The following is a 22,132-nucleotide window of genomic DNA, read 5'->3' as shown; positions in this document are numbered from 1 at the left end:
AGGCAGTGATGAGCTTCAGTGACCGAGTGGGGTTGAGGTTCCGGGAGTCGATGAGTGGCTTCCTCGCCGAGGGGGTGTCCACACCCGAGGAGGGAGCGGCCCGGGGGAAGGGTCGGTCGAAGAATTTCCGCTTCACCCTGGAGGTGGCCATCCCCCGGCTGCGCGACTTCATCAACGCGGGGGTGCATCAGGCCTCCATCGTCGGAGGCGCGGTGGAGTGGCGCGGGCACGCGCACCGGGGGACGCCGGTGGGCCAGGATGGCACCATCGTCCTCTACCGGAACACCTCACCGGATGGGCGGCGCAAGGTGTTCGACTTCTCCTTCGGCTTCGTGGCCGACGACGGCCGGCGCTACGCCGTCACCGGAGAGAAGCGCCTGGTGGATGACCGGGGCTTCGACTCGGCGGCGGACCTCTCCACGCTGTTCATCCGCGTATTCGACGACACCGGACGTCAGGTGGCGGCGGGTACCACCCGGGTGCTCCCCACCGAGCTGCTGGACCAGATTGTCTCCATGCAGGCCACCAACGAGAGCGGGCCCGCGGATGCGCTCGAGGCGACCGCGGCGTTCCTGACCTTCATGAACGACCAGCTCAGCCAGGTGTACGAGAACATCCCCTTCCTGTTCAGTGTGGACAGGGACCGGTACCTCTCGCCCGTGCAGTGGCGCGCCCTGTCGCTGATCGCGGCGGTGATGCTGCCAAAGCCGCTCCCGCGCCCCGGCCCCACCACGCGCGACGTCATCCTCAACCTTCAGAGCTTCATCCGGACCTCCAAGGCGGAGGACCTCAACGACATCCGCACGCGGTTGGATGTGCTGGGCACCTTCGCGCCCATTGCGCAGGGGTTCCTGCCCGAGCTGGAGAAGTGGGTGCGCGAGACGCTCAACCGCACCGAGGGAAGCTGGCTGCGCACCACCTTCGAGCTGATGTTCCAGATGGTGGCGCTGCCGTACTTCGCGCATCCGAAGACGGACGCGCTGGTGGGCTACAAGCGCCCGGTCTTCGAGCCCAAGCACCAGCGGGTGTTGCCCATCCGGCGCATGCCCGAGGCGCGCACCTATGACGTGGCCATCGTCGGATCGGGAGTGGCGGGCTCCATCCTGGCCGAGCGCCTGACAGCCGCGGGCAAGAGCGTGCTCCTGCTGGAGGCGGGTCCCTATGTGGCCGAGCGGGACATGAGCACCGACGACCTGACCATGACGGCGCGGCTGTACAAGCGCTCGGGCCTGCAGGTGGCGAATGATGAAGGCTCCGAGGAGGCGCTCAGCGGCGCCGTCACCGTGCTCCAGGGCGCGTGTGTCGGCGGTGGCGGCACGGTGAACAACGCCATCTGCTTCCAGCTGCCGCAGTCGCAACTGGAGCGCTGGCAGGGGGTGGGCTTCCCCATCGACACCGCCACCCTGCGCGAGGCCTACCTGGCGATGGCACGGGAGGTGGGGATCAAGCCCATGTCCGAGAGCACCGCCTTCACCAACCCGGCGACGCGCTTCCTGGGGGGGCTGGGGGAGGCGCGCAAGCCGCGTGTGGACGAGCCACCCAGCCCTGGCCTGTGGGAGAACCTGGTCAACCTGAAGGACTGTCAGGGCCTGGGCCTGTGCAACAGCGGGTGTGGCTCCGAGCGCAAGCTCAATGCCATGCAGGTGCATCTGCCCAGGGCCCTGGAGCGCGACTGCCACCTGGTGCCGAACGCGCGTGTGGTGGACATCCATCTCTCGACACGGAAGGGGGCGGACGGTACCCGCGCGGTCACCTCGCTGGTGGTGGACGTCGAAGGGGTCCGGGTGACGGTGCGCGCGAAGGAGTTCATCCTGTGTGCGGGGGCCATCGCCTCGTCGGCGCTGCTGCTCGCCTCGAGCGACGTGCGCCAGGCGCTGGGGGACCGGGGCGTGCCGGTGGGCCGGCGCTTCAGCGCCAACGTGGGTACCCCGGTCTTCGCCTTCTTCGACCGGGTCGTGCATCCGCGCCCGAGCCTGCAGATCTCCCACTACTTCATGCCCGAGGAGGGGAGCGGGTTCATCATCGAGTCCTGGTACGCGCCCCCGGGGTCGCTGGCGGTTGCCATGCCCGGGTACTTCGAGGACCACTTCCAGCGGATGATGAACTATGCGCGGGGAGTGGTGGTGGCGCCGCTGGTGGGGGTCGAGCCGCAGGGCATCATCACCCTGGATGGGAAGAAGCAGGCGCACATCCGCCTGCCGCTCGCGCAGGACCTGGGGCGGTTCCGCCAGGGCATCGCCACGGTGGCGCGGGCCTTCCTGGCGAGCACGGACCTCAAGCCCACGGAGGTGGTCGCCGGCACACGGCTCGGGTACCGGATCCGGAGCGAGGCCGACGTGCAGGCTTTCATCGATGCGCTCACCAGCCCGGCCCAACTGCGCATGGGGACGGGTCACCCCCAGGGCGGCAATGCCATGAGCACGGACCCCGCGATCTCCGTGGTGGACGAGCAGTTCCGCGTGCGAGGCCTGCGCAATCTGCGCGTGTGCGATGCGAGTGTGTTCCCCGACGTCGCGGGGGTGAATCCCCAGTGGACCATCATGGCCCTGGCGCATCATTGTGGGAGGCTGATGACGTGACCTCCAACGTCGACGAGCCCATCATCCTGTCCGAGCCCGACCCTCGATGGCCGGAGCTCTACGCCGCCGAGGCCGAGCGCGTGCGAGAAGCCCTGGGTGACGTGGTCACACGCCTCGAGCACGTGGGAAGCACCGCGGTGCCCGGGCTCACCGGCAAACCCATCGTCGACCTCCTGGTGGGGGTGCGCTCCCTCGATGAGGGAAGGGCCGCCACGCCACGCCTCGTCGCGCTCGGTTACGAGGACTTCGGCGAGGTGTTCATTCCGGGCAGGCTCTACCTGCGGCGGCGGGGGCCGCCCGACTTCAACGTCGCCATCGCCGAGGAGGGAGGGAGTTTCTTCACCTCACAGCTCGCCGTCCGCGACTACCTGCGCGCGCACCCTGACGAAGTGAAGGCCTACGCCGAGGAGAAGCGCGAGGCCTACGCGCACGGCGCGCGGCTCTTCTCGACGTACTCGCAGCGGAAGAACGCGTTCGTCACCTCGCTGGTGGAGAGAGCGCTGGCGTGGGCGAGCACGTCGCGGGGCGAAACGCCCGGACCGGGTCACTCCGGGTGACCCGTCACCTTCGCGAACCAGCGGCGTGTCGCGTTGCTCTCTTTCATGTTCTTCATCAACGAGTCGAAGCGCCCCGAGCGCATCAACTCCACCAATGGCTCGTCCCGCGCGAGGATGTCGGCTGCATCCCAAGGGAAGATGAGTTCCTTCTCACCGGACTCCTGGTAGCGAGAGTCCGCGACGAGGGCTTCCAGGTAGCGTGAGTAACTGTCGAAGAACCGGTCCACGTTCGAGGCCACGGGCAGCACGTGGGGTCCATCGAATTCCTGGGTGTTCACCTCCACCACGGGCTGTCTGCCCCACTGATCCGCGAGGCCTGGCACGGTGGCATAGGTGTAGATATCGCCACCGAAGACAATCACGGGCTCACCCAGCTCTTCCCACCATTTCTCCCGCCAGCGTTTGTTGTTCTCCTCCAGCTCATGCACCTGGTCGTCGGATCGATCAAGAATCCACCCGATTCCTATCAACTCCGTGGCGAATGCCGCGTATCCCAGACGCGCATAGACACTCGCCAGGACCGGATCGAAAGGGAGGCCCTCCAACGAACTCCCAGCCCTCGGTGGTTCACGGGCGGGTGGCAACGTCTCCAACCTCAAATTCAAGCGCTGGCACAACCCCATCAGCCGATCCAAACCAGGCAACGCAAGAGGCAGTTCCATCTGTCTTCCTCCTATTCAAGGCCAGGGAATCGGCTCCGCAACTCGCGCATGGCTACCTTCCTGGCTTGTTCGGCGGTCTTCATCATTCCTGGTGGATCGACAGGGCCCCCTTCCGCCCAGAAGTTGAAGACCAGCGTCGCCCCCACTTCCTCCACTCCGTTGCACAGGCCCACTACCCGTGCCAGCGCCCTGTCTGCCTCGGCTTCGCGTGCCGCGTCCGGGTTTCTCCCCTCGCGCTGCGCCGCGAGCACCAGCTTCACAGCCCGGGCCTGCTCCACCCGCCTCACCCGCTCCCGGGTTTCCTCCTGGTGGTTGGCAACGCTCTCCTGCCTCCGTGTCGGGGTGGGCTGCTCTCGAGCACCAACTCCGCTGTTGGAAGAGGGGCGCGCCCCCCAGTCATGGGGCGTCTGCGGCCGATAGTGGTAGCCGCCTTCCAGGAGGCCTCTCGATGGCGTGCTCGTCGCGCAGCCCATCTGGAGCATGAGCACCATCAAAGTCAGCACGTCCAACCTGGTGAGCTGACTTACGCTGACCGGGCACCGGCCTGCGAGACGGGTGGACATGCCTCACCTCCCCAGCGGACCACGAGGCTTCAAGTCTGTAAGACGTGTGACGTATCAGGGAATGCTCAGCCCAGCCCGCCCGCGAACGGCATCGTCCGCCAGCTCTGGAGCGAGGGCGCGAGCCCCTCGGCCAGCATCGGCAGTTGTGGCACGAGGGCGTAGCAGGCGACCACCTGAAGCATCCGCGCGGTCTCCATGACGCGCAGGACAGCCGGGTCGAGAGGCCTCACGCCTGCTCGCGCCGCCGCGGCGTCGTAGACGGCGGTACCGTCCGGGCCGAGGAACGTGAGATCCCATTCGACCGGGCCGAGGTTCACGTCCTCGAAGTCCGCGTAGCGCACTCCCGAGGTCGTACGGATGATGTTGTACGACGGTGCGTCACCGTGGATCGGCTGGATGCCGACACCCGGGAACGCCCTGGCGAAGCTCTCGCGCGACGAGAGCACGGGCCCGAGGATGGCCCACTCGCTCCGAGCCCGCTCGAGGTCGGCGGGGGCCAGCAGCCCGGGGTTTTCCTCCAGGAGCGCGAGGCAGGTGGGCACGGTCGCGGCGATGGGGGAGAGGAACGGAAGCTCGCCCGGGTAGTCGCGCAGCGCCGCGTGCAGGTCGGCCGCGAGCGCCGCTTCGGCGACGAAGTCCGGCTGGCGCGAGGTGTCGACCTCCACGAGTTCCCAGAACGTCATCGAGAAGCCGTCCCGCCGTACGGGCTCACGGGGGACGAGGGGACTCGGTCGCACGACTGGGAGCCCTCGATCGGCCAGCCATGAGACCGCGGCCAGCTCGCGCGCCTGACGCGCGGTCTGCGGCGCCCCGTCGAGCCCGGGCGGAAGCACCACGGGGACGCGGACCACCACGGGTGATGGCGCGAGGTGCACGACGACGGAGAACACGTCATGCAGGACCTTCGGGGCGGTCACGTCGAGTCCGAGTGCACGGCCCGCACTCGTCGCCGCGGCAATGGCACGTGCCGTACGGGCCTCGAGGTCGCTGGGAGTCAGGTGGGCAATGGGCATCCCATCATCCTACCCATTACTGGCCTGCGCGCAGATGAGTTCGGCCAGTCTCTCGTGAATCACGCGGGGCAGCGCGTGACCCATCCCGGGTATCTCCGCCAGCCGGGCCCCGGGAATCAGTTCGGCGAGGTGTCGCCCGTGCGGTGGCGGGTTGAGCGGATCCCTGGGCGCCTGGAGCACCAGCGTCGGCGTGGTCACCTGCCGCAACTCGGCGCCTCGTGACAGCGCCACGGGCGTCGCCAGGGCGTGGGCGGTAGGTTGCACGAGGGTGCCCGCGTGCTCCATCACTCGCTCCTCGTAACGCCTGAACTCGGCGGCATCGAAAGGCAGGGCATCGCCGGCCAGCGCCGACCAGATGGCCACGCGCCGATCGAGCTCCGCCTCGCGCTCCGCGCACGGTGTCGAGAGCCTTCCCATCTCCGCGAGCACACGCGGGTCCGGGGTTGGCAGTCCATCGGGAGAGGGCTCGCCCGCGAGCGCTCGCCGGAGGTTGCCCACGAAATCGACATCGAGCGCGGCGCCGAGGAGGAGCGTCAACGTCCGCAGGCGTTCGCGGTGATCGAGTGCCAGCACCTGGCCGAGAGAGCATCCCATGGATAGACCCACCACATGAGCGGCCTGGATGCCATGGCCGTCCAGCACGGCGACGGCGTCGCTCGCGAGATCCTCGAGCGAGTAGGGATGCCCGGCGAAGTCCCGGCAGGTCGATCGGCCCGTGTCACGGTGGTCATAGCGAATGACGTAGAGGCCTCGCGAGACCAGGAGCCGCACGAGCTCGTCCGGCCACGACATCGCGGAGGCGTTCGCTCCCATGATGAGCAGCACCGGGGGATTGAATGGGTCACCCAGGGCCTCGCTCCAAAGATCGACATCTCCCGCACGCACCATCCGCTCGGACATATGGGCTCCTCATGGCTTCTTTCGTGGCGTCGATGCCTTCTGGGCCACCTTGTCCCAGGCCCGCATCGCGATCTCCACGAGCGCGAGGAGCTCGGCCTCGCTCGCGCCATCCAGTGCCTGCACCGACATGCCCTGGATGAGGGCACCAAAATATCGAGCGAGTGCCGCCGCGTCCGTTCCGGCCGGCAGCTCCCCCTCGGCGATGCCTTGCTCGATGCGGGTGCGGAGCGCCGCCAGCGCATCCGCTCTCAGGGTGGCGACATGCTCGGCGACCGGCTGGTTCTCTTCCGCACATGCCAGGACCGCCGTCGAGATCATGCATCCGCGCGGGTGCTCCCGGCTGGAGAAGCCCCTGGCGGCCTCGCGCAGGACCCGCTCCATGGCGGCGCGGGCGGTGGGCTCCTCGGTGAGTGCGCGGGGTGGGGATGCGCCCTGGCTGGCCCGGTAACGCGCGAGCACCTGCCGGTAGAGCTCGGCCTTGGACCCGAACGCGGCATAGAGGCTGGGGGGGGTGATGCCCATCGCCTCGGTGAGGTCGGCGATCGACGCGCCCTCGTACCCCAGCCTCCAGAACACCTCCAGGGCCTGGTCGAGTGCCCTCGAGCTGTCGAAGCCGCGAGGGCGCCCACGCGGGCGCCGTTCCGAGAGAGAGTCGTTTTTCATAGCGGTCACTATTGAAACGAGGGGAGGGGCTTCTTATTTACGGAGCGGTCGCTACATAAACAGGAGAGCCATCCCATGTATTCTGCCATCGCCACCGCCCTGGTGGCCGTCAGCCTCGCTCAGTCTCCCGCCACTCCCCCCGACGTCTCCGAGGAGCGCGCCCTCGTGGCGCGTCTGGACGGGGTCATCGATCGAGCGATCGCGGAGAAGCGCATCGTTGGGACGGTCGTCCTCGTCGCGAAGGACGGCAAGGTCGTCTACCGGCGGGCCGCCGGTTTCGCGGATCGCGAGGCGGGGCGTCCCATGCGGGAGAACGAGCTGTTCCGCCTGGCGTCCATGTCCAAGCCGCTCGTCTCCGCGGCGGCGCTCGCGCTGGTGGACCAGCACAAGCTTACGCTGGAGGATCCGGTCACGAAGTGGATTCCGACCTTCCGGCCGAAGCTGGCGGATGGCCGCGAGCCCGTCATCACGGTGCGCCATCTGCTGACCCATACCTCGGGCCTGACCTACGGCTTCATGGAGTCCGAGCAGGGGCCGTATCACCGGGCCGGGGTCTCCGATGGCCTGGACGGGTCCGAGGTCACCTTGGAGGAGAACCTTCGCAGGATCGCCTCGGTGCCGCTGTCGTTCGAGCCGGGGAAGCGCTGGAACTACTCCGTGGCGACGGACGTTCTGGGCGCGGTCGTCGCCCGGGCCGGGGGGGCGCCGCTGCCCCGGGTGGTCGAGCGGCTCGTCACCGGACCACTGGGGATGTCGGACACGGGCTTCAGCGTGAAGGACGTGAAGCGGCTCGCGACGCCGTACGCGGACGGACAGCCGGAGCCGGTGCGCATGGGCCAGGACCAGGTGGTGGTCTACAACGGCGTTGGGGTCCGCTTCGCCCCCGGTCGAGCCTTGAACCCGCGTGCCTTCCCGTCTGGAGGGGCGGGCATGGTGGGAACGGCGGGCGACTTCCTGAAGTTCCTGGAGACGTTGCGCAAGGGCGGCGCGCCGGTGTTGGCGGAGTCCACCGTGCGGCAACTGAGCACCGCGCAGGTGGGCCCGGAGGCCGAGACCCAAGGGCCTGGCTGGGGCTTCGGCTTCGTGGGGGCGGTGCTCGTCGACCCGGCGAAGACGCGCACCCCGCAGTCGGCGGGGACCTACCAGTGGGGCGGAGCCTATGGCCACAACTGGTTCGTGGATCCGCAGCGCCGCCTGACGGTCGTGGCGCTCACCAACACGGCCTTCGAGGGGATGTCGGGAGCCTTCACCGTCTCCGTGCGTGACGCCATCTACGGCGCCGGCAACTGAGACGGAGGCCACTACCGGGAGCTCAGCGCACGGTGGCGGGCAGCGCCGGTTGTTTCGGAGCCGTCACCGTGCCATCTGCCTCAAGCGTCATCGTCATCTTCGTCGTCATCTTCGTCCGGACCTTCGTGTCCAAGGATTGCCCACCCCAAGCCTTTGGGTATGTCGATACCCGGACCGTCGGGATCCTCTAGACCTTGATCTCGTTGATAGTCCAGGACCCGGACTGCATCGAGCAGCCCGCGCTCCTCCGAGATCTCCCTGAGGGTCCTCAGTTCATCGAGAATCTGATCCTGGAGATCGTCTAGACCGTTCAAATACGCGATCCGTAGAATGATGCCCAGCAGGTGGCTGCCAGGGCTGATGATTCGGAGATCCTTGAGGTACTTCGCTCCGTCGTACGCAAGTTCCCACCCATATGCGGCGGCTTGCCGGAGAAGGTCGCGCTCTGTCTCAAGCACTTCTCTGCCAGAGGGGTAGCGCATGTGGAAGAAGGGCAGCGCCTCGTCGATGATGTCGATGGCCAGCCGCGCGACAATCGGAGAGATACCCGCGCGTGAATGGTGCAGTGCCTCTCCTGCTGCCTGCATGACCTCGCTTCGGACACGATCGCTGTATCCATGGCCATGTTCCACAGCGTAGAACCGCAGTTGTTCGAGCAATTCCACTGATTTGGAAAGATCCCCACGCGCTACCTTCAACGAGTGTCCGAGCTTTCGCACTTCCGAGATGGCCTGTGCATCAAGGCTCTGACTCGTGACATCCGTGATGTCGCCGCGGAAGCTTGCCCGTAATTGCAAGTACGGCATCCGTCGCTTGGATTTGTCCGCGCGGATCCAGAAATCCAGCGGCACATCACCCTTGCCCTCAACGGCATACGGGAGGCCAGGCTCGCAGCCCGAGACTCGAACGATGACGACGCCTCGGGTCTCATCCTGCGGATCGAAGAGGGTTCTCACCTCGAGTGCTGAGCGGGTGAAGGGCGGCTCGACGAACCGGCTGAGGACGTCTCTTGCCCAGCTCTCCTGCTTGAGTGGTTGCGGTATCCCAGGGACGGCTCCGGCTCTGCCATTCGCGTCCTCCTCCACGCCAATCAGCAGGACACCGCCCCCGCTGTTCGCCAATGCGGTGGCATCACGTCGGAGCTCGTCCTTGTCCTCCTCCTGCTTCTCCTTGGGCTTCTGCGGGTTCGCGTAGGCATCGCGCTTGAAATCGAGGTGCGTGCTCTCGGTGACTCCGTCCGCTACCAATTCGAGCAGCCCCTCCCAGGTGTCGTAGTCGTCGTTGGAAGATTCCATCAAGAAGTCAGGACCCGGTCTTGAGGCCAACTGGAGCATCCGACACTCTTCTCCGCCGACCGGCAAGGACATGGCGTGGCCGTTCGTCTCGTCGATGACGAACCCGAAGATGCTCAGCCGATGAGGGAGGGCCAGTTGCGGCCGACCCAGGCGCGTTGCCCGGCTTCGGCTCGCCAGTGGCTGTCCTCGCGATCGATCCTGCGCGAGCCCGCGAGCAGCGGCTCCAGCGCCGCGAGCATGCGCTCGGCGAATGGCGTGTCGTGCACGACGAGCATCGCCTCGCTCTCCCAATAGGCCGCGGTGACGTCCAGGTTGGCGCTGCCCAACGCGACCGCGGCCGTGTCGCAGACCAGGAGCTTGGCGTGCACGTGCGGGAAGACCCGCTCCAACCCGGGCTCCCAGGTCGGCTCAGGCGGCATCGCGAACTCGTAGGCCACTCCGCCCGCGGCGATCACCTCGTCGAGGCGGCTGCGGACGTACCAGTCCGCCACCTCGCGGAGGGCCCCACCGGGGAAATAGATTCCCTGGCCGTAGTGGGGGCGCACACTGCCGAAGAGGACCTCGACGCGCACACCGCGCTGGAGCGCGGCGACCAATGCGTTCCTCAGCTCCAGGAGCAGCGGGAAGGTGTTCACGATGACCAGCCGCGACCGCGCATGGCGGATGAGCGCGAGCTGGGTGTCCAGCGTGTGCGTATCCGTGAGGCCCTCGTGCAGGACGAGCCGTGCCGGCAGGGTCCCCACCGGTGCGGCGGAGGGCACCGGATAGGGCTGGCCCCCCGCTCGCGTCCACTCCGCCAGGAACGCGCTTTCGAGCTCGGAGACGAGCGGCCCGGCGAGCCGCGCGCCGCAATCGAGCCAGGGCACCTCGCGGTAGTTCGAGGTCTTCCGAAGGGGCACCTCGTCGAAGCTCGTGTAGTAGGGCGCGCCCATGTTGCGGCCCGTGATGAAGGCCCGCTCCGTGTCGATGAGGGTGACCTTCCGATGGTTGCGCTGTTTCAGCTCGGCGAGGCTCGGCATCCCCGTCAGGGGCGCGATGGCGCGCACCTCGATGTTGGGCGTCTCGGACAGCGCCACCAGGGCCGGATTCATGGCGCCGAAGGAGCCGTATCCGCTGTAGAGCGCATCGGCGAGCAGGCGCACGCGCACGCCCCGGCCCGCCGCCCGCTTCAGTGCCTCGGTGAAACGCGCGGTGATGGCATCGTCCTCGACGATGTAGCACTGCCAGTGGACGCTGCTCCGGGCGCCCTCGATGGCGGCGATCACCGACTCGCGCGCCCGGGCATTGTCGAACTCGAGGTCGATGGCATGGCCCCCGAGGCAGACACCGCCTCCGGCCAGGGTCAGCTCGCGGAAGAACGGGGAGGGCGCCTCTGGCACTGGCAGGGGTTCCGGCACGGGGCCGCCCGGCAGGAGCAGGAACTCGTCCGGGGTCAGCGTCCGGATGAACGGGCTGCGGGGCTTGTGCCCGTCCCGGGTGACCACCGCGACGATGCGGGCGCCGCCGCCCACGAGGCGCGTGGCCACACGCAGCAGCCGCTGGGCATCGACCTGGCGCGGGACGTCCTCGGCGCGTGCGTCATCGAGCCACGCGCTGGCGTCGAGCAGCAGCGGCCTTCCCAGGCCCGGCAGGCTCCTGCGCAACCGCTCGCGGTGCATGTCGAGCGGCTCGCTGTCGCGCAGCCGGACGAAGACGAGGTGCGCCACCTCGCCCATCATCGAGAAGGCGGCCTCGAGCGGGGCCCGGTCGAGACCGCTGTCGATGAGCAGCAACGGCCGCTCGGGGGCGAGCACGTGGCATGGCGCGAGGTCCCTGGCCGCGACGTCGCCCGTGAAGGCGAAGGCGAGGGCCCGCTCTCCACGGACATGGGAGAACCAGGAGGCCGGGAGGGCCGCGGTTCCGCCCTGGTGCCGAGCCCCGCCCAGGGGCACGCCCCCCTCGAAGACCCTCAGCTCGCCCGGCTCCGGCACCGAGACGTTCGACAGGAACCCGACGCCCTCGACCGCGAACCGGGGTTCCAGGCCCGGCAGGACCAGCGCGTCCGATACGGCGTAACGCTCCTCGATGAGCGAGGAGGCGGGCAGCGTGCGCGGCAGCAGCAACGTGGGGACGTGCGCCTCCTGCATGGCCCTGGCGCCGAACAGGCCGATGCCCAGCGCGCGGAGGTCGTCAACGGCATCGGTGGGTGCGAGCAGGAGGTCCGCCCCGCATCGCAGCGCGGCCGAGTCGAAGGCCTCCGCCCGTCCCGTGTGTCCCTCCAGGAGGGATTCGATTCGCGGCGTCTCGGCGATGCCCAGGGCGAGCGAGAGCGTCTGGAGCTCGCCGGCCCGGTCCGGTGACGCTTCCGAGGTGAGGGCGATGAGCTCGACAGGCGGAGGTGGTGCGTACCCCACGAGAAAGGCCGCCACCGAGCCCAGCCCCCTGCCATCCGGGGCCACCGTGATGGCGATCCGGTGGGTGGGTGCCTGGGTTTCCGGACAGTGTGCGCCGACCGAGAGCACGTGCATGCGCTCGCGGATGGCGAGCGCCAGGATGATGCCCACGCGAGCACGTGGCGACATGCCGAGCAGCGGACCCACGAGCACCAGGTCGGAGCCGAGCCGCGTCGCCGTCTGGATGACCGCTCCGGCGTCGAGGTGTGTCTCGAGCTGGTGACCGACGCTGGACCGCACGGGCCAGTCGCGGGTGGCGTCCTGGAGGTGGGCGAGGACGGTGTGGCTGGGCGTCGGGTGTGTCTCGAGCTCGCTGCGCTCGGGAGCGAGGCCATACAGGTGGACGCTCTCGGGCGCCGGGGCGAGACGCCGCGCCGCGGTCAGCACCGGGGACGGTGCCGAACCGGCGTCGAAGAGGATCAGCAGGCGTTGGAACATGGCGCGGGGGACAGTCTGCCCCAACTCCCGTCCAACGGCCCGCCCGAGTCACCGCTCAGGGTTTCGGCGTGAGGATATCCGGCGGGAAGGTGCTCGCGTCGTTGGGGTCGATGCCGGAGTTCATCAGATCCTTCATCTGCTGGCTGTGCGCCTCGCACGAGGGGGTGCTGGCCGAGGAGCGGACGATGAGGGTCTTCCAGGCGAGCAGCGCGCCATCCGGCATCTTCTGGGTCTGGAGGATGAAATCGCCCATCTTCTCTTGCGCCACGACCGTATCGGCCGTGTTGCGCGTGTCACGCTGGCCCCGCGTGTTGTAGAGCGGCTGGGTGCCGATGATGTCGTCGTTGAGCGAGTCCTCGAAGTAGAGCTGGGACGTCACGGACTCGGTGCCGGCGATCTTGATGGTGAAGTGGATGTGGATGGCCCGGCCCGCGTACCAGCCAGGGAAGCAGGTATCGAAATCCACCCGGCCGTCGGCATCCGTCGTCTGCACACCGCGGAACCACCGCGCGGCGCGGGCCTCCTGGTTGTCGGGATTGCAGAACGGGTGCTGGTCCTCTCCCGAGTAGACCCCTGCCGGCCCGGCATGCCAGATGTCGACGGTCGCACCCGGGATGGGCTCGCAGGCCTCGTTCAACACGCGGAACGCGAGGCGCACGGGCAGTCCCGCATGGCCCTCGCTGATGTCCTTGCGGACCTCCGTGTTCCCGTAGCAGGGGCCGAGGATCTGCTCGCACGTCAGCTTGCACACCGTGCCCGGAGAGGCGGTGAACGGGTTGGGGTAGCTGCTGGCGCCGGTCATCGCGGCGGTGCCGCCGGTCGCCCAGCCGCTCGTCGCCGGGCCCTCGCCACCGCAGGCCAGGAGCTGGCTGAGGGGGACCGCCGCCAACGTCAACCCGAGTCCGCCGAGAATCTCCCGGCGCGTCATGTTCTTCGTCGTCGTGCTCATGCGTGAGGGGTCTCCTGGACGGTCAGGTACCCTGTCGCCGAATGGGCAACAAGACATCGAAAACGAAACCCGGGGTTTCCATTCCGGCAACGGCTCCGGACGACCTGCGGGACCTTCGTGCCTTCTGTCTGGTCGTGGACCATGGCTCGCTCACCGCCGCGGCGAAGCAGTTGGGTGAGACCAAGGGCTCGGTGAGCCGGAGACTCTCGCGTCTGGAGTCGGCCCTGGGTGTCTCCCTCGTCCGTCGCAGTCCCCGGCTCGTGCGGCCCACGGAGGACGGCGTTTTGTACCGGCAGCGCGTCGGGCGGGCGCTCGAGCTGCTCGAGGAGGCAACGGATGCGCTCAAGGAAGCACAGGGGCACCCTCGCGGGCGGCTTCGCGTCACCGCTCCGCCGGACTTCGCCAATACGGTGCTCGCTCCGGTGCTCGCGCGGTTCTGTGAGGCCCACCGGGACATCTCGCTGGAGCTGCTCCTGACCGACCGGGAGCTCGACTTCGACGCGCACCAGCTGGACGTCGCGCTTCGCGTGGCCTCGTCCCTCCGGGACTCCTCCCTGGTGGCGCTCCGGCTCCTCGACGTGGAGGTGGGCTTCGTCGCCTCACCGGCCTACCTCGAACGGGAAGGTCACCCACGCCGCCTGGCGGAGCTCTCGACGCATCGCGTCCTGGTGATGCGCCGGGATGGCGGTCCGAGCAGTGTCCGCCTGGTGCCGGGGGTCGTGGCCCAGGATGGTGCGTTCCTCCGCACCCTGGCGTTGGCGGGAGCCGGAATCGCCATCCTGCCCATGGCCCTGGTCGAACCGGAGCTCGCGGAGGGGCGATTGATACGGCTGCTGCCCGAACAGGACAGCCCGCCCCGGTTCTCCTTGTTCCTGCTGCATCCAGCCGCCCCGTTGGTTCCCGCCAGGGTCCGTGCGTTCCGAGACTTCATGGCCCGCGAATTCCTGGCGCACCGCCGTGCGTCATAGGTCTCGAGACCCTCGTGGTGTTTTCACCCGGAGTGCTCGCGGTGCATACTTCGTGTCCCCACCCAACGCGTGATGACGCGGAAGGAGCCCCCCATGAAGATCGCTTCGAGCATCGTCGTTCCCCTGGCCGCCAGCTTCCTGCTTGCCTGTGGTGCCGGTACCGAGACGGTCGCGGACGAGCCCACGTCCACGATCACCTCCACTCCCGCCACCGAGCAGTCCGGCCAGGTGTCGGCCCAGGCCTGCACGACGCTCTACCGCCCCCGGTACAGCTCTTATTGGGAGTCGTTTCCCATCCAGGTCGATGGGCAGGTGGGTGCCTGCGAGACGAACGATGACTGCACCGTGAGCTGCTGGGGCGAGCAGAACAACAACGTCATCCACTCCGGCTTCTTCTACTGCACCTACTGCTACTGACGGCCCGGGGTCCGCACCCTCCGTGCATGGATTCGCACGGTAGGAGGCGAGGATGGGGAGGCAACTTTCGCGCCCCTCCTCGCGACAATTCCTTCGAGCAGTCGTGCCAGGGTAGGTTCGACTGACGGAGAGCTTCGCGATGCTGCAATGGATTCTCTCGGCGGTGGGCCTCGTGGCGCCGCCGCCCCCCAGTGGTGTGGCCCTCACGCGCGAGTCGGCGCGCGAGCTGGTGGCCTGGTACGTGCGCTCCGAGGGGGCCGTACTGAGCCCGGGCCTCAACGAGCAGGGCTTCGGTGGCATCGCCATCGGCGGGGCCCAGGTGTACTTCGAGTACCACGAGGAGACGCACTCGCTGGAGTGCAGCGCGCTCGTCTACCGCTTCCACGAGCCTCCCAAGCCGGGTGTCCTGGAGGGCTTCCAGGCCGAGGCCCGCGAGGGCACCGACACGGGCGGTGGCACCGTGGACTACGAGCGGGAGAACCGCGGCCTCTACCTCAGCCGCGTCTACACGCAGATGCCCCAGGGCAACGCCTTCTCCAAGGACATGAAGCGGCTGGCCAAGGCGAGCCTCGTCTGGGGCGACGAGGTGCTGGACCGCGTGGCCTCGCGCGTCTTCCACCCCGAGGAGCTCGAGAAGCGCTGAGCCCTGGCGGCTACTTCCGGATGAAGCGGGAGGCGTCGGGCGCGGCGCGCAGCAGGGCCTCCTCGAAGGGCGCCGGGTCGAGGTAGACGCGGATGAGCTCGCCGGTGCGGGAGAAGAACTTCACCACCTCGGCGGTGAAGTGCATGTATTTGCTGTGCGTGAGGATGCTCACGCTCTTGAGCGCCGGTCGGTTGGAGCTGAACCACTCGGTCCAGGCCTCCTGCACGGGCAGGTTGGCTCCGGTGACTTCATCCATCTCGAAGAACAGCTCGATGGGGGCGTAGCGACTGATGTCCTCGCGCAGCTCGTCCATGGGCGCGGTGCCGAACTCGCCCCTGTCGGTCCCCACGATGCGGATGAACACCACACCCGGGCGCGGTCGCTGGTAGGTGAAACTGCACCGCTCGCTCGACACCCGCACCGAGCCGTCCTCCAGCGTCTCTCGTTTGAACGACACCCCGTCCTCCTGGTCTCCCGGGGAGCGGTGGCTCGCGCGTCCCTCGTGGCCGCCCCGGGTTGGCTCTCGAACAGAGCAAACCACGCGCCAGCGCTCGACCGTAGTGAATCCGTGGGCTTGGATGTTAGGGGGACGCGCGCACCGTTCGATATGAACGACCCTTCTTCCAAAATGAAAGAGTCACCCATGCGAGCCAGGGACCTGCGCATCGAGACGCTGTTGGAGGTGGATTCGCGGCAGGGCGTCCGTTTCGCGGGCGAGCGGGCGCTCATCCTGGATGCGGTGGCGCTCGGGATGCTGCGCAAGCAGCTGGTGGAGATGCTGGGGCTGGCGGGGGCGCGGGCGGTGCTGACGCGCTTCGGCTTCGCTCACGGCTGGCGCATGGCGGAGGCGATGCGCACGGGCTTCGACTGGGCGAGCGAGAGTGAGTGGCGCGCCGCCGGGGGTCTCATCCACACTCTGCAGGGGCTGATCCGCATCCGGCTGGAGGACAATGATCCACTGGCGCCCCGGGGCGTCACCGTCGAGGACTCGTACGAGGCGGAGCAGCACCTGCTGCACCTGGGCCGAGCGGAGGCGCCCTCGTGCTGGACGCAGTGCGGTTTCGGCAGCGGCTACATGAGCCGTGTGGCGGGCCGGCCGATCTATGTCCTGGAGGACCGGTGCGTGGCGAGAGGCGATGCGGCCTGTCACTTCGCTGGCCGGACGTTGGAGGAGTGGGGGAGCCAGTTGGAGGAGCACCTGCCGTACTTCCAGGGTGAGGTGCTGGACGCCTCGCTGCACCAGGTGGCGAGTGCCCTCAAGCGCACGGAGCGCAAGCTGCGCGAGCGGGCGCGGGCGCTGGAGCAGGTGGTGGGTGAGGCGGAGGGGCCCGGGGGGCTGGTGGCGCGCGGGGCGGAGATGCGGCGGGTGGTGGAGCTGGCGAGGAGGGCGGCGAGGAGCGAGGCCACGGTGCTCGTCACCGGGGAGAGTGGCACGGGCAAGGAGCGCGTGGCGAGGCTGGTGCACGAGGAGTCGGCGCGCTCGGCGGGGCCACTGGTGGCCATCAGCTGCGCGGCGCTCACCGAGTCACTGTTGGAGGCGGAGCTGTTCGGCCATGCGCGCGGGGCCTTCACGGGGGCGACGCACGAGCGCCCGGGGTTGTTGGAGGCGGCGGCGGGCGGGACGCTCTTCCTGGACGAGATAGGAGAGATGCCGCTGGGCATGCAGGCGAAGCTGCTGCGCGCGTTGCAGGAGCGCGAGGTACGGCGGGTGGGGGAGAACCACCACCGTGCCATCGACGTGCGCGTGGTGGCGGCGACGAACCGGCCGCTGGCCGAGGAGGTGGCGGCGGGGCGCTTCCGCAAGGACCTCTACTACCGGCTGCGCGTGGTGGAGCTGACGGTGCCGCCGCTGCGCGAGCGGCGCGAGGACATCCTTTCGCTGGCGCAGGTATTCCTGGTGGACGCGGCGAGGCGGATGGGGCGTCCGGCGCCGAGCCTGGGGACGGACGTGGCGGATCAGCTACAGCGCCACGGCTGGCCGGGCAACGTGCGCGAGCTGCGCAACGCGATGGAGCGCGCGGTGGCGCTCGCGAGGGGGACACGCATCGAATTGGAGGATCTGCCCGAGGACGTACGGGTCGCGCTGCCCGCGCCCGCGCTGGTGGGGGAGGTGCGCACGCTGGAGGAACTGGAGCGCGAGTACATCCTCGCGGTGCTCGCGAGGAACGGAGGCAACCGGACGCGCACGGCGCAGGACCTGGGAATTGGCGCGACCACGCTCTACCGCAAGCTCAAGAGCTACGACCGCGTGACGCGCCGCCGGAAGCGGTGAGCCGGGACCTTCCGCTCAGGGACAGAAACGATGGATCCAACGGCGCATGTCCTCCGGGTCGTGTTCGAGGAAGGAGAACCAGTTCGATCGCTCCTCGTGGAGGAATGGCTCGAGCAGTTGGGCGAGGGCGAGGAGTTGGGGGGAGGGGCGCTCCTGCTTCTCGGTGTCGATGGCCTCGGGCCACTCGCCAAGGGAGATCAGCACGCGCTCGCCTTCGAGGGGCGGCAAGGTCAGCATGGAGACGTCCGGAAAGGGGAGCCGCCGTCGCAGGACTTCGAGTCCGCCGAGCCGGCCGAGCAGGGGTAGACCGAGGAAGGTGAGCCAGTAGGCGCCCCGGGCTCGGGTGCCAATGTGCTGACTGGTCTCCCCGAGTTTGTAGACATCCATGCCTGGATAGCGGTCTCGCAGTTCGAGGACCGTGCGGCGAGCCGCGTACCAATGTCCACCAGGGGAGACGAGGGCGAGGCTGGCATAGCCGAAGTTGAAGGGCAGCGCGCGAGCGAGCTCGAGAGCCAGGGCGCGAACGCGGCCAGGGCCGTGTTCCACCAGGAACTCAGTGGGCAGGGTGAATGTCACGGCGCAGGTGGGATCCTCGTCGTACATGTACCGGGGCTCGTCGAGCCACCGTCCCTCGTACTCGAAGTTGTATCCGCCCGCCGCGTCGCAGTGCTCCTCCAGAGTGACCGAGCAGGGGATGGGCCACTCCCGGTCGAGCATCTTCTCGCGGACGTGCTCCCAACCTTTGTCATCGAGAGGCTGAGGGTCCCCGTTGAGGTCCACGTACCAGCTCAATGCCTGGAGCGGGATGGCTCGGCGGTACGTTTGTAGGGCCTGCCACACGGCGTGAATCACCTCTCCATGAGAGCGGTGCATGAAGAAGCAGATGACGATGCCGTCGCGAGCCAGCAGGTCGCCGTACTCTGTCCGCACTCGAAGGGTGGGGAGGCTCTCCTTCATCAGAAGATCCCTCGTGGCGTGAGGCGCAGGGCCTCGCCGCCCAATGCATCCTTGTAGACCTTGCCCTGGTTCGAGCCTGCATAGGGACTTGCCCTGTCATACTCCCTCCATCTCGGAGTGTTGGAGGGAGGGCAAGGGAACTTGAGGTCGATGATGAGCAAGGCCTGAAGGAGATTGTAGTCGGCGTGGAGAACGATGTCCGGCTTGATGGTGTTTCGTAGCTTGTCGGTGCATCCCCGTTTGATGAGCTGCTGTTCCTCCGCGTGGCTGATGGCCTCGACAATCCGGTTTCGCGGATAGAACCGGTACCGTTGTTCGATGCTGAAGGGGGTGGGCCAGAGCTGCTTGAGAACCTCGCGAGCGCAGGCGAGGGCGATGTCGTGCTTCTGCCTGCCCAGGAGCATGGCCCGGGTGATGGGCTCACCGCAGCCGTCCACGTCCAGTTCCTCGCCACACTCCTCCCGGGTGGGCTCGCGGTTGCCGAAGAGCGGGGAGTTGACCTGACGCTCGGCCTGCATGGCGCACTCCTTGAGGCGTTGGTCCAACTCATTCGCCTTCCCATCGTTTCGGAGCACGACGAGGAGGAGGGGCGCGACCCGGGCGAGCGTGGACGCCCCGGTCAGCGTGGCCGAGGAGGAGCCGGTGGTGCCCAGGACGCTCGCGTGGCGCAGGCGGGCGACGGACTCCGTGTCGAGGCGCAACTCCCCGCGAGGTGGGGGAGGGCCGAAGCGCTCGTGGCCGGTAGCGCAGGCGCCGAGCAGGACACTGGCCAGCAGCAGACGCACGAGCCGTCTGCCCGTGTTTCGATGAGGCAAGAGCATGTCGGCATCCTGGGGCATCAGTCCTGGCACTCCAACCACGACCCTCCCGGTGCTGATGGCCGGAATGCGTCTCCCGTGGAGCGGATGGAGCAGCGCTCACGGCGCGGGGATCTTCCCATCCGCTTCGATGCGGACGATGAAGGAATCCCCGGCTCCCACTCGGCTTCCGAAGAGCGTTCCCGTGCTCTCGCCAACGCCCCACAGGCCCTGTCCGGGCGCCTTCGCGAGCGCGGTCAGCTTCGTAAAGGTCTCGGAGTCGGCGCTGCCGAAGAGCCGCGTCCACACTCTCCCTCCCTGGGGGCCAAAGCGCACGGCGAAGGCCTGGTTCGCGTCCGTGGCGGGCTCTCCGTCCAGCGGACCCGACGTCATTCCCGCCAGCACGCAGGCTCCGGTGGGCTCGCATTGGAGCACTTGCGGCCGGGTGCTCACTCCCGGCTGGTGGCCGCGCGTGGCATGCCGCTCGACGAGCTCCGGATCGAAGCAGGAGAGGCCGTAATCCGAGCCCGCCCCCGCCTCCGCGGACTGGGTCAGGATCTGGAAGGCGGCGCACACTCCATCTCCCACGGGTGAGAGAGAGGGGATGTCCCATCGCACCGGGTCGGGCAGTGTCAGGTGCCGTTGCACCGTGCCATCGAATCCCACCCGCATGAGCTCCAACCCGATGCCCTTTCCGACGGCGCTGGACACCGCCTTCCGGGCGACGAACAGCGCGGAGGGTCCCACCGCGAAAGCGCTCGGGTATTCCTCCTCGGGCCCTCCGTACCGGCGCACCTGTCTCAGCTCTCCCTCCGCCGAGAGCCACGCCAGGAAGAGGTCACCCTCGCCGAGCGAGGCCGCTCCCTCCAGCGAGGTGGTCCGCGTGTAGCCCGAGACCACGAGCTCCCCCTGGGGCGTGAACCCGAGTCCCATCGCCTCGGTGGGGCCGCTCGGGTCTCCCAGCAGGCGGAGCCAGCGCTGCCTTCCGTCATCGGAGGTGAGTGCCGCCGCGAAGGCCGTGAAGGTGGCGGGCAGGGTCCGCCCCTGGAAGGACGGCCGCCCGTTCACCGTGCCCGTCACGAGGACATCTCCCGCCGGCGAGAGCGCCACCGCGCAGGAGCGGACGACCAACCCGAACGGAACACCGGGCCCACCGAGCTGCTTCACCCATGCGAGCCGTCCGTCGGGCTCGACCCGCGCCACGAAGGTATCGACGCTGCCCCGAGGCCCGCCGTCTTCCAGTGCGCCGTTGGTGGTCCCCACGACGAAGAGGGTGCCGGAGTCCGTGCTCACCGCGCCACACGCGCGCGTGCTGGCCTGGGGTGCTCCCAGGACGATGGGGCGGACCTCTCCTGGCTCCGGCTCGGGCTCACCGTGCCCGCCGGAGCACGCGGTGCCCCCGGTCAGGAGCACCAGGGCCGTGCACGCGGCGAGGACATAGAAAGGATGTTTCTCGTTCATGCGCCGGACCCCAAGCAGGAAGCGTTCCGCTCGGGTCTCGGACGTGCCGGCAGGGCAGAGGGAGGGCTCAGCCCATGGTTTTTCGTGGTGCTCCCGGGGGCCGTCTCACTTTTCCGAGCCCCCGCTCTACATCCCTTCCAGCAGGCCCATCCGGTCCTTGAGGCGCAGCACCCGGCGCACGGCGGCGTCCAGCTGCTCGGCCATCTTCGGGTCCGACGCGGCCAGCTTCGTCAGGATGCCGAAGTAGTCCAGGCCGCCCGACCAGTCCGGTGGCTCGGTGGTGAGGATGAGATCATTGCCCGCGAGGAAGGCGCGCCGCACCACCTCGTCGCGCTCGGTGCCGAGGTGCTCGGCGAGCGCGCGGATGGCCACGTCGTCGGTGACGGAGATCCACCCGCCCTCGTGGGCCATGGCGACGAGCGAGGGCTCGAGGATGGCGGGCGCCTGGCCGAGCTTCTCGTAGACGATGTTCGACATCATCACGCCGCCGAGGAACCGGTCCGCGGCGAGGAACGCCGACGCCTCCTGGCGCACGCGCTCCACCTCCCAGTCGGCGATGGCCCGCACGTGGTCCGAGTCGGAGTCGAGATCGCCATAGCCCGGGAAGTGCTTTCCGATGGAGACCACTCCGGCCTTCGCGAGGCCCCGGGCGAAGGCGGTGGCCTTCTGCTTCACCACCTCGGGGTCTCCGGAGAACGCGCGCCCGTTGCGGAACATGTGGCCCTTGGGGGACACGTCGAACACAGGCGCCAGGTTCATGTTGAGCCCCACCTCCCGCATCGCCTTGCCGACGCGCAGGCCCCACGCCTCGACCGTGGCGTCCTCCATCGTGGCCATGTCCCTCGCGGACGGAAGCTCCTTGAGGGCCGGGTGCCGGTTGAGGCGGTTGAAGCCACCTCCCTCGATGTCCACCGCGAAGAAGGGAGGAATGCGGGCGCGCTCGCGCGACGAGCGGATGCGCTCCTTCGCCGCCTCCAGCTTGCGCAGCGTCCCACCCACGAACAGCACCCCGCCCACCTCCACGGGGTTCTCCTTGCCGACCTGCGGATAGGCGAGGAGCAACTGCCCCACCTTCTCACGAGGAGACAGTGACTGGAGGACGCGCTCCACGCGGGCCTCGTCGGGCGCACGGTCGTGGATGCCCTGGTGCTTTCCCCCCGGAGTGGCCGCTCCGGCGACGGTGGACAGCACGAGCGTCAGGGAGAAGATGAGCGATGAACGGAGCACTGCGCGCATGAGGGGCGCAGTCTTCCATGGAGGCGCGCCAGGGGCTCGG

General features: G+C 68.5%; 20 protein-coding genes. 7 read left to right on the top strand and 13 right to left on the bottom strand.

Translation table 11 applies throughout. The features are described 5' to 3' along the window. Positions 1-8: 8 nt before the first annotated feature. Both NR810_RS12745 and NR810_RS12740 read left to right on the top strand, forming a co-directional pair. Positions 9-2,579 carry a GMC oxidoreductase gene (locus NR810_RS12745; RefSeq protein ID WP_257451919.1) on the top strand — a complete coding sequence of 857 codons (2,571 nt, stop codon included), beginning with the start codon at positions 9-11 and terminating at the stop codon, positions 2,577-2,579. Continuing rightward, positions 2,576-3,136, top strand: coding sequence for a GrpB family protein (locus tag NR810_RS12740; protein WP_257451916.1), 561 nt, complete (start codon positions 2,576-2,578; stop codon positions 3,134-3,136). Before NR810_RS12745 ends, NR810_RS12740 begins: the two co-directional genes overlap by 4 nt. On the opposite strand, the gene NR810_RS12735 is transcribed toward NR810_RS12740, so the two are convergent. The 5 genes from NR810_RS12735 to NR810_RS12715 form a co-directional block, all read right to left on the bottom strand. Next, a complete protein-coding gene (locus NR810_RS12735; protein ID WP_257451914.1) occupies positions 3,124-3,798 on the bottom strand; it encodes a hypothetical protein in 675 nt (224 codons plus the stop codon). The genes NR810_RS12740 and NR810_RS12735 overlap by 13 nt on opposite strands. 11 nt (positions 3,799-3,809) lie before the next feature. Next, positions 3,810-4,058 (bottom strand): hypothetical protein, encoded by a 249-nt coding sequence (locus NR810_RS12730; protein ID WP_257452018.1) that lies wholly within the window; start codon positions 4,056-4,058, stop codon positions 3,810-3,812. A 368-nt stretch (positions 4,059-4,426) separates the two neighbouring features. Then, on the bottom strand, positions 4,427-5,374 hold the full coding sequence (locus NR810_RS12725; RefSeq protein WP_257451911.1) for a phosphotransferase: 948 nt from the start codon (positions 5,372-5,374) through the stop codon (positions 4,427-4,429). Positions 5,375-5,383: 9 nt separating this feature from the next. Then, complete coding sequence (locus NR810_RS12720) at positions 5,384-6,274, bottom strand: alpha/beta fold hydrolase (protein ID WP_257451909.1); 891 nt, start codon at positions 6,272-6,274, stop codon at positions 5,384-5,386. A 9-nt stretch (positions 6,275-6,283) separates the two neighbouring features. Next, positions 6,284-6,937: a TetR/AcrR family transcriptional regulator gene (locus NR810_RS12715; RefSeq protein ID WP_257451907.1), complete on the bottom strand. Its 654-nt coding sequence runs from the start codon at positions 6,935-6,937 to the stop codon at positions 6,284-6,286. 75 nt (positions 6,938-7,012) lie between these two features. Between NR810_RS12715 and NR810_RS12710 the strand changes: the two genes are divergently transcribed. After that, on the top strand, positions 7,013-8,227 hold the full coding sequence (locus NR810_RS12710; protein ID WP_257451905.1) for a serine hydrolase domain-containing protein: 1,215 nt from the start codon (positions 7,013-7,015) through the stop codon (positions 8,225-8,227). Between the two features lie 80 nt (positions 8,228-8,307). Here the strand turns inward: NR810_RS12710 and NR810_RS12705 are convergent, their stop codons facing one another. Genes NR810_RS12705 through NR810_RS12695 form a run of 3 tightly spaced genes read right to left on the bottom strand, consistent with a single transcriptional unit; the run spans position 8,308 to position 13,341 of the window. Next, positions 8,308-9,594: an AlbA family DNA-binding domain-containing protein gene (locus NR810_RS12705; protein ID WP_257451903.1), complete on the bottom strand. Its 1,287-nt coding sequence runs from the start codon at positions 9,592-9,594 to the stop codon at positions 8,308-8,310. Positions 9,595-9,635: 41 nt separating this feature from the next. Beyond that, positions 9,636-12,392 (bottom strand): phospholipase D-like domain-containing protein, encoded by a 2,757-nt coding sequence (locus tag NR810_RS12700; RefSeq protein ID WP_257451901.1) that lies wholly within the window; start codon positions 12,390-12,392, stop codon positions 9,636-9,638. Positions 12,393-12,447: 55 nt separating this feature from the next. Further along, complete coding sequence (locus tag NR810_RS12695) at positions 12,448-13,341, bottom strand: dioxygenase family protein (RefSeq protein ID WP_257451899.1); 894 nt, start codon at positions 13,339-13,341, stop codon at positions 12,448-12,450. Positions 13,342-13,382: 41 nt separating this feature from the next. Here NR810_RS12695 and NR810_RS12690 point away from each other — a divergent pair, with 41 nt between their 5' ends. From NR810_RS12690 to NR810_RS12680, 3 genes are all read left to right on the top strand, one after another. Beyond that, positions 13,383-14,309, top strand: coding sequence for a LysR family transcriptional regulator (locus NR810_RS12690; RefSeq protein WP_257451896.1), 927 nt, complete (start codon positions 13,383-13,385; stop codon positions 14,307-14,309). Between the two features lie 93 nt (positions 14,310-14,402). Continuing rightward, the gene (locus tag NR810_RS12685) at positions 14,403-14,726 is read left to right on the top strand and encodes a hypothetical protein (RefSeq protein ID WP_257451894.1); all 324 of its coding nucleotides are present in this window, start codon (positions 14,403-14,405) and stop codon (positions 14,724-14,726) included. 139 nt (positions 14,727-14,865) lie between these two features. Further along, positions 14,866-15,369 carry a hypothetical protein gene (locus tag NR810_RS12680; protein ID WP_257451892.1) on the top strand — a complete coding sequence of 168 codons (504 nt, stop codon included), beginning with the start codon at positions 14,866-14,868 and terminating at the stop codon, positions 15,367-15,369. Between the two features lie 10 nt (positions 15,370-15,379). On the opposite strand, the gene NR810_RS12675 is transcribed toward NR810_RS12680, so the two are convergent. Then, entirely contained in the window at positions 15,380-15,826 is a 447-nt protein-coding gene (locus tag NR810_RS12675; protein ID WP_257451889.1) for a hypothetical protein, read from the bottom strand. Between the two features lie 186 nt (positions 15,827-16,012). On the opposite strand from NR810_RS12675, the gene NR810_RS12670 reads away from it, so the two are divergent. Beyond that, positions 16,013-17,641: a sigma-54-dependent Fis family transcriptional regulator gene (locus NR810_RS12670; protein WP_257451886.1), complete on the top strand. Its 1,629-nt coding sequence runs from the start codon at positions 16,013-16,015 to the stop codon at positions 17,639-17,641. A gap of 15 nt (positions 17,642-17,656) precedes the next feature. Here NR810_RS12670 and NR810_RS12665 read toward each other — a convergent pair whose 3' ends face one another. From NR810_RS12665 to NR810_RS12650, 4 genes are all read right to left on the bottom strand, one after another. Further along, positions 17,657-18,598, bottom strand: coding sequence for a DUF3396 domain-containing protein (locus NR810_RS12665; RefSeq protein WP_257451884.1), 942 nt, complete (start codon positions 18,596-18,598; stop codon positions 17,657-17,659). Continuing rightward, a complete protein-coding gene (locus tag NR810_RS12660) occupies positions 18,598-19,419 on the bottom strand; it encodes a hypothetical protein (protein WP_257451882.1) in 822 nt (273 codons plus the stop codon). The genes NR810_RS12665 and NR810_RS12660 overlap by 1 nt, the downstream gene beginning before the upstream one ends. Positions 19,420-19,515: 96 nt before the next feature. Then, positions 19,516-20,856, bottom strand: a complete 1,341-nt coding sequence (locus NR810_RS12655; protein WP_257451881.1) for a hypothetical protein — start codon at positions 20,854-20,856, stop codon at positions 19,516-19,518. Positions 20,857-20,982: 126 nt separating this feature from the next. Further along, entirely contained in the window at positions 20,983-22,092 is a 1,110-nt protein-coding gene (locus NR810_RS12650; RefSeq protein ID WP_257451879.1) for a glycoside hydrolase family 3 N-terminal domain-containing protein, read from the bottom strand. Positions 22,093-22,132: the final 40 nt, after the last annotated feature.

This window comes from Archangium lipolyticum (assembly GCF_024623785.1).
In the GTDB taxonomy this organism is placed as follows: domain Bacteria; phylum Myxococcota; class Myxococcia; order Myxococcales; family Myxococcaceae; genus Archangium; species Archangium lipolyticum.
The sequence above is the reverse complement of the archived record's forward strand: the minus strand, read 5'-3'. Positions and strand labels throughout refer to the sequence as shown.

What these genes read in the sequence shown, in the direction of transcription:
- NR810_RS12745 (WP_257451919.1), top strand. Translation starts at nt 9, where the DNA reads ATGAGCTTCAGTGACCGAGTGGGGTTGAGGTTCCGGGAGTCGATGAGT.
- NR810_RS12735 (WP_257451914.1), bottom strand. Translation starts at nt 3,798, where the DNA reads ATGGAACTGCCTCTTGCGTTGCCTGGTTTGGATCGGCTGATGGGGTTG.
- NR810_RS12725 (WP_257451911.1), bottom strand. Translation starts at nt 5,374, where the DNA reads ATGCCCATTGCCCACCTGACTCCCAGCGACCTCGAGGCCCGTACGGCA.
- NR810_RS12720 (WP_257451909.1), bottom strand. Translation starts at nt 6,274, where the DNA reads ATGTCCGAGCGGATGGTGCGTGCGGGAGATGTCGATCTTTGGAGCGAG.
- NR810_RS12715 (WP_257451907.1), bottom strand. Translation starts at nt 6,937, where the DNA reads ATGAAAAACGACTCTCTCTCGGAACGGCGCCCGCGTGGGCGCCCTCGC.
- NR810_RS12710 (WP_257451905.1), top strand. Translation starts at nt 7,013, where the DNA reads ATGTATTCTGCCATCGCCACCGCCCTGGTGGCCGTCAGCCTCGCTCAG.
- NR810_RS12705 (WP_257451903.1), bottom strand. Translation starts at nt 9,594, where the DNA reads ATGTCCTTGCCGGTCGGCGGAGAAGAGTGTCGGATGCTCCAGTTGGCC.
- NR810_RS12700 (WP_257451901.1), bottom strand. Translation starts at nt 12,392, where the DNA reads ATGTTCCAACGCCTGCTGATCCTCTTCGACGCCGGTTCGGCACCGTCC.
- NR810_RS12695 (WP_257451899.1), bottom strand. Translation starts at nt 13,341, where the DNA reads ATGAGCACGACGACGAAGAACATGACGCGCCGGGAGATTCTCGGCGGA.
- NR810_RS12690 (WP_257451896.1), top strand. Translation starts at nt 13,383, where the DNA reads ATGGGCAACAAGACATCGAAAACGAAACCCGGGGTTTCCATTCCGGCA.
- NR810_RS12685 (WP_257451894.1), top strand. Translation starts at nt 14,403, where the DNA reads ATGAAGATCGCTTCGAGCATCGTCGTTCCCCTGGCCGCCAGCTTCCTG.
- NR810_RS12680 (WP_257451892.1), top strand. Translation starts at nt 14,866, where the DNA reads ATGCTGCAATGGATTCTCTCGGCGGTGGGCCTCGTGGCGCCGCCGCCC.
- NR810_RS12670 (WP_257451886.1), top strand. Translation starts at nt 16,013, where the DNA reads ATGCGAGCCAGGGACCTGCGCATCGAGACGCTGTTGGAGGTGGATTCG.
- NR810_RS12665 (WP_257451884.1), bottom strand. Translation starts at nt 18,598, where the DNA reads ATGAAGGAGAGCCTCCCCACCCTTCGAGTGCGGACAGAGTACGGCGAC.
- NR810_RS12660 (WP_257451882.1), bottom strand. Translation starts at nt 19,419, where the DNA reads ATGCTCTTGCCTCATCGAAACACGGGCAGACGGCTCGTGCGTCTGCTG.
- NR810_RS12655 (WP_257451881.1), bottom strand. Translation starts at nt 20,856, where the DNA reads ATGAACGAGAAACATCCTTTCTATGTCCTCGCCGCGTGCACGGCCCTG.
- NR810_RS12650 (WP_257451879.1), bottom strand. Translation starts at nt 22,092, where the DNA reads ATGCGCGCAGTGCTCCGTTCATCGCTCATCTTCTCCCTGACGCTCGTG.